This is a genomic window from Pseudomonas sp. MT3 (assembly GCF_054720805.1).
In genome coordinates this window covers 38331-53335 of record NZ_JBTVPY010000026.1, presented here as the reverse complement: position 1 = coordinate 53335, position 15005 = coordinate 38331, and the positions used below count along the sequence as shown (strand labels likewise).

Here is a 15005-nt window from a genome sequence, read left to right as displayed (position 1 = left end):
TCGCGAGCAAGCTCGCTCCTACAGCACATTCCAATCAGTACGGGGCTCAATGCTGCCCGCCGCCGTTCTGCTCGAAGGTCTCGATCAGCGCCACCTGCATCCGCGAGTGCACGCGGATGAACCAGCGCCAGAACACTGCGATCACCAATGCGGCGATCAGCGCCACCACCACCAGCAGCTCGCCCGGCGGCAGGATGCTCGAACTGAGCGCCGCCAGCAGCAGCATCATGCCGCCCAGCGACAGCAGCGGAATCAGTTCGGAAATCACCCGGCGCACGCGGGCCGTGTGGCGTCCGGCGCTTTCCGCCTTCACCCCCATTTCCGCCAGCAGCATCGCCAGCGCCTTGAGCTTGCGGTAGGCGGCGATCAGGAACGGCAGCGACAGCAAGAGCGCGGCGCCCCAGATCAGCGCCTTGTGCAGCGCTTCCGGCTCGACGATATCGGCCAGCCACTGGGAAATCGTCCCGGCGAAGTAGGCCAGGCCGAAGAAAATGGCGATCACCAGGGTCAGGTTCACCCCCACCTGCAGCAGGATGCGGCGGATCATCCCGGCGAGGATCGCCTTGTCGCCGCGCGGCTTGATGCTGCGCAGCCATTCGCCGTAGAGGCTGAACACCCGCACCATCGGCGACGGCAGGCTGCGCCCCAGGTACAGCGCCAGCGGGTCGGCCGAGCGGATCAGGTAGGGCGTCAGCAGCGTGGTGATGGCCGACACGCCGACCACCACCGGATAGAGGAAGTCGCTGGTCACGCCCAGGCTCATGCCCAGCGCGGCGATGATGAAGGAGAACTCGCCGATCTGCGAAAGGCCCATGCCCACGCGCATCGAGGTGCGCCCGTCGTTGCCGGCGATAAAGGCGCCAGCGCCGCACGACACCAGCTTGCCGGCGACCACTACCAGGGTGATCACCAGGATCGGCGCGGCGTAGTCCACCAGCACCCTGGGGTCGATGGTCAGGCCGATGGCGACGAAGAAGATCGCGCTGAACATGTCGCGTACCGGCTCCATCAGGCGTTCGATCTGGATCAGCTGGCGCGACTCGGCCATGATCGCGCCGATCAGGAAGGCGCCCAGGATCATGCTGTATTCCAGCTTCACCACCAGCAGGCAGAAGCCGAAGCACAGGCCGAGCACCGTCACCAGCAGCATCTCGTTGCTTTCGAACTTCGCCACGTAGGCCAGCAGGCGCGGCACCAGCAGGATGCCGACGACCAGCGCGACGACCATGAACAGGCTGAGCTTGCCGACCGTGGAGAACACCTGGTCGGCCTCCACCGTGCCGCTCACGGCGATGCCGGAGAACAGCGCGATGATGCCGATACCGAGGATGTCCTCGATGATCAGCACGCCGAAGATCAGCTGGGCGAAGCGCTCGTTCTTCATCTTCAGGTCGCCCAGCACCTTGATGATGATGGTGGTGGAGGACATCGCCAGGATCGCGCCGAGGAACAGCGAGTCCATGGTGTTCCAGTCGAACAGCCGGCCGATCTCGAAGCCGGCCCAGATCATCAGGGTGATTTCCAGGAACGCGGCGATGAACGCCGTGGCGCCGACCTGGAACAGCTTGCGCAGGGAGAACTCCAGGCCCAGGCAGAACATCAGGAAGATCACTCCCAGCTCGGCGAGGGTCTTGATCGTCTCTTCGTCGTGTACCAGGGCGAACGGCGGGGTGTGCGGGCCGATGATCACCCCGGCGATGATGTAGCCCAGCACCACCGGCTGCTTGAAGCGATGGCAGAGGATGGTGACGAAGCCGGCAATCAGCATGATCACCGCGAGGTCCTGGATGAAATCGATGGCATGCATGGTCGGCGGTCCTCGCGCGTGGGGTTCTGGGGGAACGCGCGGCTGACGGCCTCGCTCAGCGAAGCCTACCACCGGGCCCCGCCGCATGGCGGTTCTGAAAGAATCAGTAACAGACTGATTTGGAAAGGGAATCCCCTGTCTTGAGGGCAGGGCAATAGCGCGAAACAAAATCCGGCTGGCCGTGGACCGCGATGCTCGGCAACATGACGCGCGTCGTATACCAACCAAGAGAATGACAACCATGAAGCGCTTTCTCAGCCTTGCCATGGCCTTCTGTGTCGCCGTGACGCTCAGCCTCGACGTCAATGCCGCCAAGCGTTTCGGTGGCGGCAAGAGCATGGGCTCGGCGCCGAGCCACCAGACCCGCCAGGCGCAACCCAACGCCGCCCCGAATTCCCCGACCGCCGCCGGCCCGGCCGCGACCGGTGCCGCCGCAGGCGCTGCCGGCGCCGCTGCCAAGAGCGGTGCCTCGCGCTGGCTCGGCCCGCTGGCCGGCCTCGCCGCCGGTGGCCTGCTCGCCTCCATGTTCATGGGTGACGGCTTCCAGGGCATGCAGTTCCTCGACATCCTGATCATCGCCCTGATCGCGTTCATCGCCTTCCGCTTCATTGCCTCGCGTCGCCGCCAGCAGCAGGGTCACCAGCCCGCGATGGCCGGCCATGCGCCGATGCAGCGTGAAACGCCCGCCGCTCCGCCGTCGATCTTCGGTGGCGCCTCGCGCCCGGTGGTGGACTCCCGTCCGGTGATCAACGCGCCGAGCTGGTTCGACGAAGCCCGTTTCGTCGGCGCCGCCCGCGAACACTTCATGTCCCTGCAGCAGCACTGGGACGCCAACGAGATGGACAAGATCGCCGAGTTCGTCACCCCGCAGATGCTGCAATTCCTCAAGCAGGAACGCGCCGACCTGGGCGACGGCTACCAGTCCACCTACATCGACAACCTCGACGTGCAGCTCGAAGGCGTCGACGACCAGGCCGAGAAGACCGTCGCCACCCTGACCTTCAGCGGCGTGTCGAAGTCCTCGCGCTTCGACCAGGGCGAGCCCTTCAGCGAAAGCTGGCGCATGGAGCGCGCCCAGGGTGAGAACCAGCCCTGGCTGGTGGCGGGCATCCGTCAGAACTGATCCTGCGCATGACACTGGAAAAGCCCGGCCCTGGCCGGGCCTTTTCGTTTCTGGGCGCTGGGGTGAGGGCACTCTTGCCCGGCTGTAGCGACGGAACCGCCCGTCCGGCCGCCGCCACGGCGGTGGTCTTGCGCCAAGTGCCGGCTACTACTGTATAAAGCGCGCCACTATCCAGACGTAGAGAGGCCTCGCCCGTGGAAGATGTGATCGAGCTGCTCCGTGAAGCCAACGAACCGGTTCCCGTCCCGCTGGAACTGCCGGACGAAGAACTGCTGGTGGAGATCGAAGAAGCCCTGCTGATAGGCATTCCGTCGGAATTTCGCGAATTTCTGCTGAAGGTCAGCGACGTGATTTATGGGCGCCTGGAACCGGTCACGGTGACCGATCCGCACAGCCACACCTACCTGCCGGAAGTGGCCGCCGTAGCCTGGTCGATGGGCCTGCCGCGCGAGCTGGTACCGCTCTGCGCCGATGGTGACGACTACTATGCGGTGGGCGAAGATGGCGAAGTGGTGCTATGGGCCGACGGCGAACTCACCGAGGAAACCTGGGACTCGGTGTGGACCTGGGCACGCGACGTATGGCTCGACACCTGAACCGAAGCTTCGGAATTTCCTGACACTTCGCTTGTCTCACTGGCAACTCACCGTACCTTCGGCCCTTGCTGTCCAGGCCAGGCACGATGCCTTGTTGTGGAGACGCTATGAAGTTCAAAGCCCTGTTCACCAGCCTGTTGCTGCTCGGCCTCGCCGGATGCGCCGACAAGGCCGTGGTGACGCTGCAGGATGGCAGCGAAATCCTGGTGAAGGATCACTCTGATTACGACAAATACAATGACTACTACGAATTCGAGCAACTCAATGGCGAAACCATCCTGATCAAGAAGGACAACGTCCGCTTCATCAAGACGCCCTGAGTGCCGACACGGTGAGACGCCGATCGGCGAAGAGATGAGCGCAGCGCCCATGCTCCTGGCCGATCCCATCCGCTTTGCTGCGGGCCCTAGCGCGCCCCCAGTCGTCCTCCGCTCTCCAGTTCGAGCAGATTGAGCAGGTACTGGCCGCAATAGCCCAGGTCCTGCTCGATGGCTTTGCGCGCGCTCGCGCCATCGCCACGCTCCAGGGCGTGCAGGGCGTCTTCGTGGAAATCGTTCAGGCGCAGCGACAGGTCGGCCTCGGTGAACAGGCGGTTGAAGAACGGCCCGACCTGCAGCCAGAGCGCCTCGATCATGCGCAGCAGGGTCGGGTTGCCGCAGGCGCTGTAGAGCGTGAGGTGGAACTGACTGTTGGCATCGAGATAACCCTGGACGTCGCGGGCGTTCAGCGCGCTTTCCATGCGCCCGGCACAGGCGCGCAGCACGTCCTTGTCCGCCGGACGCAGGCGCCGGGCCGCATCCTCCACCGCCAGTCCCTCCAGCGATTGCCGCACCTGCAGGATCTGCAGGTAGCGTTCGCGGGTCATCACCGGCACCCGCAGCGAGCGCTGCGGCTCACCCTCCAGCGCCCCCTCGGCCACCAGCCGTTGCAGGGCCGCGCGCACCGGCATCGGGCTGGTGCCCCATTCCTCGGCCAGGTCGCGGATCTTCAGCCGCTCGCCGGGCTGGAAGCGCCCGCTCAGCAGGGCCTGGCGCAGGTTCTGGTACAGCTGTTGCTGAAGGTTGTCGGCCATCGCGATTCACTCCCGGCCGGCCGGCGGCGCCGGCAGTTGGGCGAAGGTCAGGCTGCAGTCGTGCATCATCGTGCGTATCCCTTGTTTTCGATCAGACAGTTGCCGCCATCCACCACCAGCACTTCGCCGGTGATGTAGCTGGCTTCGGGAGACGCGAGGAAGGCGACGGCGGCCGCCACCTCCTCCGGTCGCCCGGAACGGCCGAGCGGCGTATGCCGTCCGGCCGCGTTTTCCTCCTCGGTGCTGGAGCCGGTGGCGATCCAGCCGGGTGCCACGCTGTTCACCGTCACCCCGCGCCGCGCCACTTCCAGGGCCAGGCCCATACTCATGCCGAGCATCCCCGCCTTGGCCGCGCTGTAGGCGGACTCGCCCGGATTGCTGCCGCGGGTGCCAGTGGTGGAGCTGACGTTGACGATGCGTCCGTAGCCGCGCGCCAGCATCAACGGCAGCAGCGCGCGGGTGAGCAGGAAGGCGCTGGAGAGATTGCGCGCCAGCGACAGGTTCCAGGTCGCAAGGTCCATGTCCGCCAGCTCGGCGAACGGTTCCGGACTACCCTGCATAGCCATGCCGGCGTTGTTCACCAGGATATCCACTCGGCCCCACTGCGCCTGCGCCCACTCGGCGAGCGCGCGGACCTCGTCCTCGCGGGTCAGGTCGGCTGGCATCGCCCGCGCCTCGAAGCCCTCGGCGCGCAGCGCTTCCACCCGTTGGTGGACGCGCTCGCTGCTGGCACTGAGCAGGAGTTTCACACCGTTGAGCGCCAACCGGCGGGCAACGGCGAAACCGATGCCGGACTCGCCGCCGGCACCGCTGACCAGGGCGACCTGTCCGACCCAGGAGGATTCGTCCATGTGGATAACCTCAATTTGTGATCACAGAATTATTTACAGGGCAGATTATCAGGCTGGAAATTGCCTGTATTGACTTTTTTGTGATCACAAATAGAAGATGTGCAAAAAAACAAACGAGGTGTGCAACATGACCGCCAGCGGAATCGCCCAACCGGCCGTGGATCTCTTCACCGCCCGCGAGCGCCAGCGCTTCCTGGAACAGAATCCCAAGTCCGTCGCCCTTGCCGAGCGTGCGCACAAGTCGCTGTACGCCGGTGTGCCGATGCACTGGATGGCCGACTGGTCCACGCCCTGTCCGCTGTTCGTCGAACGCGCCCAGGGCGCCCGCTTCTACGACGTGGACGGCCATGACTACGTGGACTTCTGCCTGGGCGACACCGGCAGCATGTTCGGCCACTCGCCGGCGCCGATCGCCCGTGCCCTTGCCGAACAGGGCGCACGCGGCCTGACCACCATGCTGCCGGGTGAAGACGCCGTGGTCTGCGGCGAACTGCTCGCCGCGCGCTTCGGCCTGCCCTACTGGCAGGTGACCGCCACCGCCACCGATTCCAACCGCTACGTGCTGCGCTGGGCCCGCGCGGTGACCAGGCGCAAGACCCTGCTGGTGTTCGACGGCTGCTACCACGGTACCGTCGACGACGTGATGGTGCGCTACCGCGACGGCAAGACCGTGCACCGCTCCGGCCTGGTCGGCCAGGCCTACGACCTGACCCAGCACAGCCGCTCCATCCCCTTCAACGACGTCGAGGCGCTGGAGGCCGCGCTGGCCCAGGGCGACATCTGCGCACTGCTGTGCGAGCCGGCGATGACCAACATCGGCATGGTCCTGCCCGATCCGGGATTCATGCAGAAGTGCCGCGAGCTGACCCGCCAGTACGGCGCGCTGCTGATCATCGACGAAACCCACACCATCTCCACCGACATCGGTGGCTGCACGAAGCTGTGGAACCTCGACCCGGACTTCTTCGTGGTCGGCAAGCCGATCGCCGGCGGCGTGCCCTGCGGCATCTTCGGTTGCAGCGCGGAGATGGCCGAACGCATGGCCGCCTCGCGCCAGAGCGCCCAGGAAGACAGCCACGGCCACGGCCACAGCGGCATGGGTACCACCCTCTCGGCCAACGCCCTGGCCATGCACTGCATGCGCGCCAACCTGGAACAGGTGATGACCCAGGCGGCCTACGACCACATGCTGCCGCTGGCCAGGCGCCTGGCCGACGGCTTCCGCGCGCTGATCGCCAAGCACGACCTGAAGTGGTCGGTGACCGAGCTGGGCGCGCGCAGCGAGTTCCAGTTCTGCCCCGTCTCCCCGCGCACCGGCGCCGAGGCCGAAGCGGCCTTCCACGACGAGCTGCAGATGGCCCTGCACCTGTATCTGATCAACCGCGGCATCCTGATCACGCCGTTCCACAACATGACCCTGTGCTGCCCGGACACCACCGCCGCCGACGTGGATCGCCTGATCGAGACCCTCGATGCAGGCATCAGCGAGCTGCTGGCGATTCCCGGGGCGCGTGAGGCCTGATCAACACCTGACCTGACCCTGTAGGAGCGAGCTTGCTCGCGAACCCGCCCAGCAGCGGACTCGCAGAAGAGCGTTCGCGAGCAAGAACTAGGCGTCCCCCTCGCTCCTACGAAAAGCCAAGAACACCCGGCGCACCGCGCCACCGAGGACCACCATGCAATTCGCCGATCGACAGGAAGCCGAAGCCTTCCTCGCCGCCCACCCGGACGTGCGCAGCATCGAACTCTTCATCATCGACTCCAACGGCATCCCGCGCGGCAAGCTGCTGCATCGCGACGAGCTGCTGGCGATCTACGACAACGGCCGCCCGCTGCCCAGCTCGATCCTCGCGCTGACCGTGCAGGGCGAGGACGTCGAAGGCACCGGGCTGGTCTGGGAAGTGGTCGACGCCGACTGCTGGACCTACCCGCTGCCCGGCAGCCTGACCCTGCAACCCTGGCGCGCCAGCCCCACCGGCCAGTTGCAGGTCAGCATGCACCCGACCCAGGGCCTGCCCGCCACGCCCGCCGACCCGCGCCAGGCGCTGTCCCGCGTGGTCGACCGGCTCAAGGCCGACGGCTTCCACCCGGTGATGGCGGTGGAGCTGGAGTTCTACCTGCTGGACAAGCAGCGCGACGCCAACGGCCGCCCGCAGCCGGCGCTGCAGATGAACGGTATCCGCCCGGAGGCGCCGCAGGTCTATGGAGTGTATGAGCTGGAGCAGTTGCAGCCGTTCCTCGACGACCTCTATGCCGCCTGCGAAGTCCAAGGATTGCCGGTACGCACGGCGATCTCCGAGTACGCGCCGGGCCAGGTCGAGCTGACACTGGAGCATCGCTTCGACGTCATGCAGGCCATCGACGAAGGCGTGCGCTACAAGCGCCTGGTGAAGGGTGTGGCGAACAGGCACGGGCTGCAGGCCTGCTTCATGGCCAAGCCGTTCGGCGATCGCGCAGGCAGCGGCATGCACCTGCATGTCAGCCTGGCCGATGAACAGGGCAACAACCTCTATGCCAGCGAAGACATTCACGGCACCCCGCTGCTGCGCCACTCCATCGGCGGCATGATGGCGCGCCTGCTGGATTCCCTGGCGATCTTCTGCCCCAACGCCAACTCCTTCCGCCGCTTCCAGGCCAACAGCTACGCGCCGCTGGCCAAGAGCTGGGGCGTGAACAACCGCACCGTGTCGTTCCGCGTGCCCGGTGGCCCGGCCAAGAGCCGGCACATCGAGCACCGCATCTGCGGCGCCGACGCCAACCCCTACCTCGCGGCGGCGGCGATCCTCGCCGCGATCCACGAAGGCATCCGCGAGCAGATCGATCCGGGCGCGCCCATCGTCGGCAACGGCTACGAGCAGGCCACCGAGTTCCTGCCCACCGACTGGCTCACCGCGCTGCGCGCGCTGGAGTCTTCCACCTGGGCCCGCGAGGCGCTGGGCGAGGAATTCCTCAAGGTGTTCCTGGCGATCAAGTGGGAGGAATACCGCCAGTTCATGGGCGAGGTCGGCGAGCAGGACTGGCGCTGGTATCTGCATCACGCGTGATCGCAGGCGTATGGGCAGACAACCCTGCACGGCCGAGCGGCTTTTGTAGGAGCGAGCTTGCTCGCGAAGGTGCGCGCGTCAGAGCTTGTTCGCGAGCAAGCTCGCTCCTACAGGTCAGCCGGCGCGCGGGGGAGTTGCCCACCTCCGCCAACCGCACAGTTCGCCACGCCCCACTGACACACGACAGCCTTACGAAAAATTTACCCTGTCAGACTGAAGAATCTGGTCTTTTCTTGGTCTGTAATTGCACGGGGCGCAGATGCGCCTTCCGTGGTCAAAGCGGCGCCGCCGGTACTGCCTGCCGGCCGCCGTCCTCTCTCAGGCAGGGAGAACCCGTAGACAATGAGCACTCCTGTCGTACTGATCACCGGCGCCGCCGGTGGCCTCGGAAAAGCCATCGCCAAACGTTTCGCCCAAAGTCACTGGCGCATCGCCGCGACCGACGTGGACAAGGCCGGCCTGCATGCGCTCAATGCCCAGGTACCGCTGGACGCCACCGCCGTCGGCGACCTGCGACGCGCCGACAACTGCCACAGCCTGGTTTCCGACATCCTCGCCCGCACCGGCCGCCTCGACGCCCTGGTGAACGCCGCCGGCGTCTGGCGCGAAGGCCCGGTGGAAGACTTCAACGAGGACGACTTCGACCTGGTGATGGGTGTGAACCTCAAGGCCGCCTTCTACATGTGCCAGGCGGCGACGCCGTACCTCAAGGAAAACCACGGCTGCATCGTCAACATCTCCAGCGACTCCGGCCGCCAGGCCTATCGCGGCTCCGCGGCCTACTGTGCGAGCAAGGCGGCGCTGACCATGCTCACCCGCACCCTGGCGCTGGAACTGGCCGAGGCGGGCGTGCGGGTCAACGCCATCTCCCCGGCGGACATCGCCACGCCGATGCTCGACTACCAGGCCGAGCGCTACGGCCAGGGCAACCCGGACAGCTACAAGCGCGCCCTGCTGAAGGATTATCCACAGGGCAAGGCATCGCGCTTCATCCGCCCGGAAGAAGTCGCCGAACTGGTCTGGTACCTGTGCAAGCCGGAATCCGAAGCCATCACCGGCGCGGACCTGGCGATCGACTTCGGCCTCTCCGCCGGACGCTGACCCGGCGCCAACACAACGGGCGGCCAGTGGCCGCCCGTTTTGCATCTGCCGATCCCCACTGGCGTCCACGGCCAATGAGCGGTATAGAAAAAACTGTGTCGCCAGCCCCACCCCGGTGCGTCCAGAGTGGGTCCTTTCTCCATCCGCCACAGAGAACAGCATGGAACCCGGCAACCACCAGCTCAGCATGACCGTCCTGATGACCCCCGACATGGCCAACTTCTCCGGCAATGTCCACGGCGGCACCCTGCTCAAGTACCTCGACGAAGTCGCCTATGCCTGCGCCAGCCGCTACGCCGGCCACTACGTGGTGACCCTGTCGGTGGACCAGGTGATCTTCCGCCAGCCGATCCACGTCGGCGAACTGGTCACCTTCCTCGCCTCGGTGAACTACACCGGGCGCACCTCGATGGAAATCGGCGTGAAGGTGGTCACCGAGAACATCCGCGAAAAGTCGGTGCGTCATACCAACAGCTGCTTCTTCACCATGGTGGCGCTGGACGACGGTCGCAACCCCATCGTCGTGCCGCCGCTGGAGCCGCAGACCAAGGACGAGAAACGTCGCTTCGCCCAGGCACAGCAGCGTAGGCAAATTCGCCAGGAACTGGAACAGCGCTACAAGGCAATTCATGACGAATGACAAATAACCGCGACATTTCTTGATAAAAAATCTGTGTGTCGCGAAAAATATCTGTTGCGTCAACCAGTTACTCTTGCGTGAAAGCAATGTAGGAATCCATTCCAGCGCCTAGAGTTTTCGTACGCGGGTTTGCCCCCGTGATCCACCTTCGAGCAACCCGCGACCACCGGTTCAGGTTGCTCCCTGCGTGCCCGGAGCCCAGACCATGCATCACACCCCCCTGCTCACCACCCTCGCCGTCGGCTTCGTACTGGCCTTCGTCCTTGGTGCCCTGGCCAACCGCCTGCGCATTTCGCCGCTGGTGGGCTACCTGCTCGCCGGCGTGCTGGCCGGCCCCTTCACCCCCGGTTACGTCGCCGACCAGGCGCTGTCCGGCGAGATCGCCGAACTGGGCGTGATCCTGCTGATGTTCGGCGTCGGCCTGCACTTCTCGCTGAAGGACCTGCTGTCGGTCAAAGCCATCGCCATTCCCGGCGCGGTGGTGCAGATCGGCGTCGCCACGCTGCTCGGCATGGGCCTGGCCTGGACGATGGACTGGCAACTCGGCGCCGGCCTGGTGTTCGGCCTGGCGCTGTCGGTAGCCAGTACCGTGGTGCTGCTGCGCGCGCTGGAACAGCGCCAGCTGATCGACACCAAACGCGGCCGCATCGCCATCGGCTGGCTGATCGTCGAAGACCTGGCGATGGTCCTCACCCTGGTCCTGCTGCCGGCGCTGGCCGGCTCCCTGGGCGGCACGTCCGACGGTAACGAAGGCAGCGTGCTGCTGCCGATCCTGCTGACTCTGGGCAAGGTCGCCGCCTTCGTCGCGGTGATGATCCTCGGCGGCCGGCGCATCGTGCCCTGGGCCCTGGAGCGCGTGGCCAAGACCGGCTCGCGCGAACTGTTCACCCTGGCCGTACTGGCCATCGCCCTGGGCATCGCCTACGGCTCGGCGGTGATCTTCGGCGTGTCCTTCGCCCTCGGCGCCTTCTTCGCCGGGATGATCCTCAACGAGTCCGAGCTCAGCCACGAGGCGGCGGAGAACTCGCTGCCGCTGCGCGATGCCTTCGCCGTGCTGTTCTTCGTGTCCGTCGGCATGCTGTTCAACCCGGCCATCCTGATCCACGAGCCGCTGCCGGTGCTGGCCACCTTCCTGGTGATCGTGTTCGGCAAATCCGTGGCGGCATACATCATCGTGCGGCTGTTCGGCCATCCCAACAGCACCGCGCTGACCATCGCCGCGAGCCTGGCGCAGATCGGCGAGTTCTCCTTCATCCTGGTCGGCCTGGGCGTCAGCCTGCAGCTACTGCCGGAGGCGGGCCGCGACCTGGTGCTGGCCGGTGCGATCCTGTCGATCCTGGTCAACCCACTGCTGTTCATCGCCATCGACCGCCTGCAGGCGCGCCAGGCGCAGAAGGCCGAAAGCGAGCCGGGCGTGGTGCAGGTGGAGGCCCCCGACCTGCCACCACCGGTGCTGGAGCATGACCACGCGATCCTCATCGGCCACGGCCGGGTCGGCGCGCTGGTCAGCGAGCGCCTGCGCCAGGACAAGGTGCCGCTGGTGGTGATCGAGGACAAGCGCGAAAAAGCCGCCGAACTGCGCGAGTACGGCCTCTGCGTGGTGGTGGGCAACGCCGCCAATCCCGAGGTGCTGGCCCAGGCCAACATCGCCTCGGCGCGCTGGCTGCTGATCGCCATCCCCAACGGCTTCGAAGCCGGGACGATTGCCAGCCACGCGCGGGCGATCAACCCGGGCCTGGAGATCATCGCCCGCGCCCACTTCGACGCCGAGGTGGATTACCTGGAGCAGAACGGCGCGAACCTGGTGATCATGGGCGAACGGGAAATCGCCCGGGGGATGGTTGCGCGGGTTGAGCGTCAGGGTACTGAAGGGACCGTCAGCGACGAGCAGTTGCCGCAGTCGACCTGAGGCACAACGCTTCTGAGGGATGCCCAGGCCGGTCATCGTGCCTGGGCGGGTTCGCGAGCAAGCTCGCTCCTACAGGTCAGGTCCGAGCCGCTTTTCGTAGGAGCGAGCTTGCTCGCGAACAGCCGTGGCACAAACCGTCACGGCTGCATCGCAATCACCCCAGCTTCACCGCCTCGAACTTCACCCGCGGATGGGCGATGCGGTCCTGGGCGCGCACCAGTTCCAGCTCGTAGCTGCCGCAGGCCTGGGTTTCCAGCAGCACTTCATGCACGGCCGCCGCGCAGAATTCGAAGGCGCTGCGCAGGTCGTCGCCCAGCAGCAGGCGAGCGAGGAACAGCCCGGAGATCAGGTCGCCCACACCCACCGGCTGGCGCGGGAAGGCCAGCAGCGGACGGCGCAGGTGCCAGGTCTCGTCGAGAGTCACCAGCAGCATCTCGAAGGCGTCCGCCGGCTTGCCCGGGTAGTTCAGGTGCTTCACCAGGATCGCCTTCGGACCGCGCACCAGCAGGCCACGGGCCATCTCGGCGCAGTCTTCCAGGGAAGTCGGCTGGCGGCCGCAGAAGCTGTCCAGCTCCAGCTGGTTCGGACACAGGTAATCGGCCACGGCGGCGGCCTCGTGGAGCAGGAATTCGCCGACTTCCGGGGCAACGATGCAGCCCTTCTCCGGATGGCCCATCACCGGGTCGCAGAGGTACACGGCGCGCGGATTGACCTCGCGGATGCGGCGCACCACTTCGAGGATCGAGCGGCCCTGCGCCGCGCTGCCCAGGTAGCCCGAGAGCACCGCGTCGCAGTTGCCCAGCTCGCCGATCGCGGCGATGCCGTCCACCAGCGCGGGAATCTGCTCCGGCGGCAGCACCTGGCCGGTCCAGTGGCCATACTGGGTATGGTTGGAGAACTGCACGGTGTTCAGCGGCCAGACGTTCACCCCGACGCGTCGCATGGGGAACTCGGCGGCGCTGTTGCCGGCGTGGCCGAAGACGACGTGGGACTGGATGGCGAGAACGTGGGGAGTACGCGGCATAACGGTGTCCTGCAACAGTAATGGCGCAGTATGGAGCGCAATTCACACCCTGTGAACATCCACCCCTCGCCGCCCGACGGCGGAGTGAGTAAGCTGGTGCGCCGACCCCGAGGAAGTAGAAGTGGACCTGGGCAATCTTTTCGTCTTCATGCTGGTTGTCGCGGCGGCCGCCTGGTGGTGGCGCACCCACGGCATCCGCGAGCGTGCGCTGGTCCTGGCCAAGCAGCACTGCGCGCGCGAGGGCGTGGAACTGCTCGACGAAGCCGTGGCCCTGCAACGCATTCGCCTGCGCCGGGATGGTCGCAACCACCTGCGCCTGGCCCGCGAGTACGGTTTCGAGTTCACCGCCACCGGGCAGGAACGTTACGCCGGCACCATCCGCATGTTCGGCCAGCACCTGGGCCGCATCGAGCTGGCGCCCTTCCGCATGGAGCCAGAGCCGCGCGCCACGGTTGCACCGGTCGCCACCTTCAACCCGGCGGACGACGAGATCGTCGACGCGGTGTTCGACGACACCCCGCCACCGCGCCCCAAGGCCGAGATCGTGCGCCTGGACGAATGGCGCCGCGCGCACCAGGACAAGAAAGTCAGCGACTAGAGCTGCGCGCGGATCTTCCGCCAGTCCTTCTCCACCGCCGCCGTCATCGCCCGTCGCAGCAACCGGCAACGCCCACGGTGCCAGAGCGAATGGCGCCGCTGCTGGTTACGCCGGCAGGCTTCGAACAGCCAGTCCGGATCGAAGCCATCCCACACTCCCGCCGTCACCCAGGTGTTCGACCAGACCACCGGTGCCACTTCCAGGCGATAGATGGCATCCAGCTCGTCCACGCTGAATCCGCTGATCGACAGGATGCCCGCGATGGCGGCGCGACCGCCTTCATCCAGTTCGGTGTCCAGCCAGAGCTCGGACAGCGCCAGCCAGACGGACTCGCGGGCCGGGTCGTTCATTCGTGGCCCAGCAGGAAGCGCGACACGCGCCCGGCGCTGTCATCGGGGAACTCCTGCATGAAGCAGTGCCCGCCATCGACGCATTGCGCGCTGACCGCCGGGTTGCTCGCGCACCAGCGCGCCACGGCCTTGGGTACGAAGGGATAGGTGCGTTCGCCGAACAGCACCTGGGTCGGCGTCACCACCTTGTTCAGCGACGACCACAGGCGCTTGGGGAAGGAGGCGAAGATCTCCGCCTCGCGGCTGGGCCGGCATTTCAGCTCGACGCCGCCGTCCACCGTCTTCATCGCCTGCTCGACATAGGCCCACAGCGCCGCGTCGGTCCAGCCCTTGAAGATGCCCCGGCCATGCAGGCCGGCATACGCCGCCTCGCGGTCCGGCCACTGGCTGCGCCGCGCGCGGGCCTTCTGCACCATCGTGCGGCGCTTGTGCAGGCCGAGCACTTCGGAGAGCGCCATCACGCCGATCATCGCCGGGGTGAACAGCACCGGATCGAGCAGCACGGCGCGGCGGAACAGTTGCGGATGGCGCCCCAGGATCAGGCTGGTCAGCACACCGCCGAAGCTGTGGCCGCAGGCGTAGTGCGATACCTCGCCGAACCGCCCGCGTCCGGCCTCGAAGGCTTCCACCGCCATCTCGGCGTTGCGGTTCCAACCGTGGAAACGCCCGCCGTGGTCGCTATCGCCGTGCCCCTGGACATCGCACAGCCAGAGGTCGAAATCCTTCGCCAGCAGCGCGAGCAGCGGCTCATAGGCACGGCCGCAAAAGCCGTTGCCATGAAGAAAGTGCAACAGCGGCTTGCCGCTGGGCTCGCTGCGCCAACCGCGCAGGGTGAAACCGGCGGACCCTTCGTGGGTCCAGGACAACAACTGCATGGGCGCGTCTCCGTC

Annotated in this window: 15 protein-coding genes; 9 read left to right on the top strand and 6 right to left on the bottom strand. The window is 66.4% G+C overall.

Annotated features, from left to right (window positions below):
* Window positions 1–46: 46 nt before the first annotated feature.
* Window positions 47–1807 carry a cation:proton antiporter gene (locus ACYCAX_RS22485; protein WP_294971115.1) on the bottom strand — a complete coding sequence of 587 codons (1761 nt, stop codon included), beginning with the start codon at window positions 1805–1807 and terminating at the stop codon, window positions 47–49.
* A gap of 241 nt (window positions 1808–2048) precedes the next feature.
* On the opposite strand from ACYCAX_RS22485, the gene ACYCAX_RS22480 reads away from it, so the two are divergent.
* The 3 genes from ACYCAX_RS22480 (at window position 2049) to ACYCAX_RS22470 (ending at window position 3846) form a co-directional block, all read left to right on the top strand.
* Window positions 2049–2930, top strand: coding sequence for a Tim44 domain-containing protein (locus tag ACYCAX_RS22480; RefSeq protein ID WP_460248878.1), 882 nt, complete (start codon window positions 2049–2051; stop codon window positions 2928–2930).
* Window positions 2931–3124: 194 nt separating this feature from the next.
* Window positions 3125–3526: an SMI1/KNR4 family protein gene (locus tag ACYCAX_RS22475; RefSeq protein ID WP_015479677.1), complete on the top strand. Its 402-nt coding sequence runs from the start codon at window positions 3125–3127 to the stop codon at window positions 3524–3526.
* 107 nt (window positions 3527–3633) lie between these two features.
* Complete coding sequence (locus ACYCAX_RS22470; protein ID WP_015479678.1) at window positions 3634–3846, top strand: YgdI/YgdR family lipoprotein; 213 nt, start codon at window positions 3634–3636, stop codon at window positions 3844–3846.
* 86 nt (window positions 3847–3932) lie between these two features.
* Here the strand turns inward: ACYCAX_RS22470 and ACYCAX_RS22465 are convergent, their stop codons facing one another.
* Window positions 3933–4598, bottom strand: a complete 666-nt coding sequence (locus tag ACYCAX_RS22465) for a GntR family transcriptional regulator (RefSeq protein WP_294971106.1) — start codon at window positions 4596–4598, stop codon at window positions 3933–3935.
* A gap of 65 nt (window positions 4599–4663) precedes the next feature.
* Window positions 4664–5449: an SDR family NAD(P)-dependent oxidoreductase gene (locus ACYCAX_RS22460; RefSeq protein WP_460248877.1), complete on the bottom strand. Its 786-nt coding sequence runs from the start codon at window positions 5447–5449 to the stop codon at window positions 4664–4666.
* Window positions 5450–5576: 127 nt separating this feature from the next.
* On the opposite strand from ACYCAX_RS22460, the gene ACYCAX_RS22455 reads away from it, so the two are divergent.
* The 5 genes from ACYCAX_RS22455 (at window position 5577) to ybaL (ending at window position 12143) form a co-directional block, all read left to right on the top strand.
* On the top strand, window positions 5577–6971 hold the full coding sequence (locus tag ACYCAX_RS22455) for an aspartate aminotransferase family protein (protein ID WP_460248875.1): 1395 nt from the start codon (window positions 5577–5579) through the stop codon (window positions 6969–6971).
* A gap of 154 nt (window positions 6972–7125) precedes the next feature.
* Window positions 7126–8493 (top strand): glutamine synthetase family protein, encoded by a 1368-nt coding sequence (locus tag ACYCAX_RS22450; RefSeq protein WP_460248873.1) that lies wholly within the window; start codon window positions 7126–7128, stop codon window positions 8491–8493.
* Window positions 8494–8835: 342 nt separating this feature from the next.
* Entirely contained in the window at window positions 8836–9594 is a 759-nt protein-coding gene (locus tag ACYCAX_RS22445; protein WP_015479683.1) for an SDR family NAD(P)-dependent oxidoreductase, read from the top strand.
* 160 nt (window positions 9595–9754) lie between these two features.
* Window positions 9755–10234 carry an acyl-CoA thioesterase gene (locus ACYCAX_RS22440; protein WP_015479684.1) on the top strand — a complete coding sequence of 160 codons (480 nt, stop codon included), beginning with the start codon at window positions 9755–9757 and terminating at the stop codon, window positions 10232–10234.
* 205 nt (window positions 10235–10439) lie between these two features.
* Window positions 10440–12143 (top strand): YbaL family putative K(+) efflux transporter, encoded by a 1704-nt coding sequence (ybaL, locus tag ACYCAX_RS22435; protein WP_460248871.1) that lies wholly within the window; start codon window positions 10440–10442, stop codon window positions 12141–12143.
* Between the two features lie 154 nt (window positions 12144–12297).
* Here ybaL and pdxY read toward each other — a convergent pair whose 3' ends face one another.
* On the bottom strand, window positions 12298–13167 hold the full coding sequence (pdxY, locus tag ACYCAX_RS22430; protein ID WP_460248870.1) for a pyridoxal kinase PdxY: 870 nt from the start codon (window positions 13165–13167) through the stop codon (window positions 12298–12300).
* A 148-nt stretch (window positions 13168–13315) separates the two neighbouring features.
* On the opposite strand from pdxY, the gene ACYCAX_RS22425 reads away from it, so the two are divergent.
* On the top strand, window positions 13316–13765 hold the full coding sequence (locus tag ACYCAX_RS22425) for a DUF3301 domain-containing protein (protein ID WP_041712774.1): 450 nt from the start codon (window positions 13316–13318) through the stop codon (window positions 13763–13765).
* On the opposite strand, the gene ACYCAX_RS22420 is transcribed toward ACYCAX_RS22425, so the two are convergent.
* Both ACYCAX_RS22420 and ACYCAX_RS22415 read right to left on the bottom strand, forming a co-directional pair.
* Complete coding sequence (locus ACYCAX_RS22420; protein ID WP_015479688.1) at window positions 13762–14115, bottom strand: DUF7079 family protein; 354 nt, start codon at window positions 14113–14115, stop codon at window positions 13762–13764. The two genes, ACYCAX_RS22425 and ACYCAX_RS22420, sit on opposite strands and share 4 nt — an antisense overlap.
* Window positions 14112–14990, bottom strand: coding sequence for an alpha/beta fold hydrolase (locus ACYCAX_RS22415; RefSeq protein WP_294971089.1), 879 nt, complete (start codon window positions 14988–14990; stop codon window positions 14112–14114). Before ACYCAX_RS22415 ends, ACYCAX_RS22420 begins: the two co-directional genes overlap by 4 nt.
* Window positions 14991–15005: the final 15 nt, after the last annotated feature.

Excerpts from the sequence above, each read along its gene's own strand:
- ACYCAX_RS22460 (WP_460248877.1), bottom strand. The coding sequence starts at position 5,449 with ATGGACGAATCCTCCTGGGTCGGACAGGTCGCCCTGGTCAGCGGTGCC.
- ACYCAX_RS22465 (WP_294971106.1), bottom strand. The coding sequence starts at position 4,598 with ATGGCCGACAACCTTCAGCAACAGCTGTACCAGAACCTGCGCCAGGCC.
- ACYCAX_RS22420 (WP_015479688.1), bottom strand. The coding sequence starts at position 14,115 with ATGAACGACCCGGCCCGCGAGTCCGTCTGGCTGGCGCTGTCCGAGCTC.
- ACYCAX_RS22455 (WP_460248875.1), top strand. The coding sequence starts at position 5,577 with ATGACCGCCAGCGGAATCGCCCAACCGGCCGTGGATCTCTTCACCGCC.
- ACYCAX_RS22450 (WP_460248873.1), top strand. The coding sequence starts at position 7,126 with ATGCAATTCGCCGATCGACAGGAAGCCGAAGCCTTCCTCGCCGCCCAC.
- ACYCAX_RS22440 (WP_015479684.1), top strand. The coding sequence starts at position 9,755 with ATGGAACCCGGCAACCACCAGCTCAGCATGACCGTCCTGATGACCCCC.
- ACYCAX_RS22470 (WP_015479678.1), top strand. The coding sequence starts at position 3,634 with ATGAAGTTCAAAGCCCTGTTCACCAGCCTGTTGCTGCTCGGCCTCGCC.
- ACYCAX_RS22415 (WP_294971089.1), bottom strand. The coding sequence starts at position 14,990 with ATGCAGTTGTTGTCCTGGACCCACGAAGGGTCCGCCGGTTTCACCCTG.
- ACYCAX_RS22425 (WP_041712774.1), top strand. The coding sequence starts at position 13,316 with ATGCTGGTTGTCGCGGCGGCCGCCTGGTGGTGGCGCACCCACGGCATC.
- pdxY (WP_460248870.1), bottom strand. The coding sequence starts at position 13,167 with ATGCCGCGTACTCCCCACGTTCTCGCCATCCAGTCCCACGTCGTCTTC.
- ACYCAX_RS22485 (WP_294971115.1), bottom strand. The coding sequence starts at position 1,807 with ATGCATGCCATCGATTTCATCCAGGACCTCGCGGTGATCATGCTGATT.
- ACYCAX_RS22480 (WP_460248878.1), top strand. The coding sequence starts at position 2,049 with ATGAAGCGCTTTCTCAGCCTTGCCATGGCCTTCTGTGTCGCCGTGACG.
- ACYCAX_RS22445 (WP_015479683.1), top strand. The coding sequence starts at position 8,836 with ATGAGCACTCCTGTCGTACTGATCACCGGCGCCGCCGGTGGCCTCGGA.
- ybaL (WP_460248871.1), top strand. The coding sequence starts at position 10,440 with ATGCATCACACCCCCCTGCTCACCACCCTCGCCGTCGGCTTCGTACTG.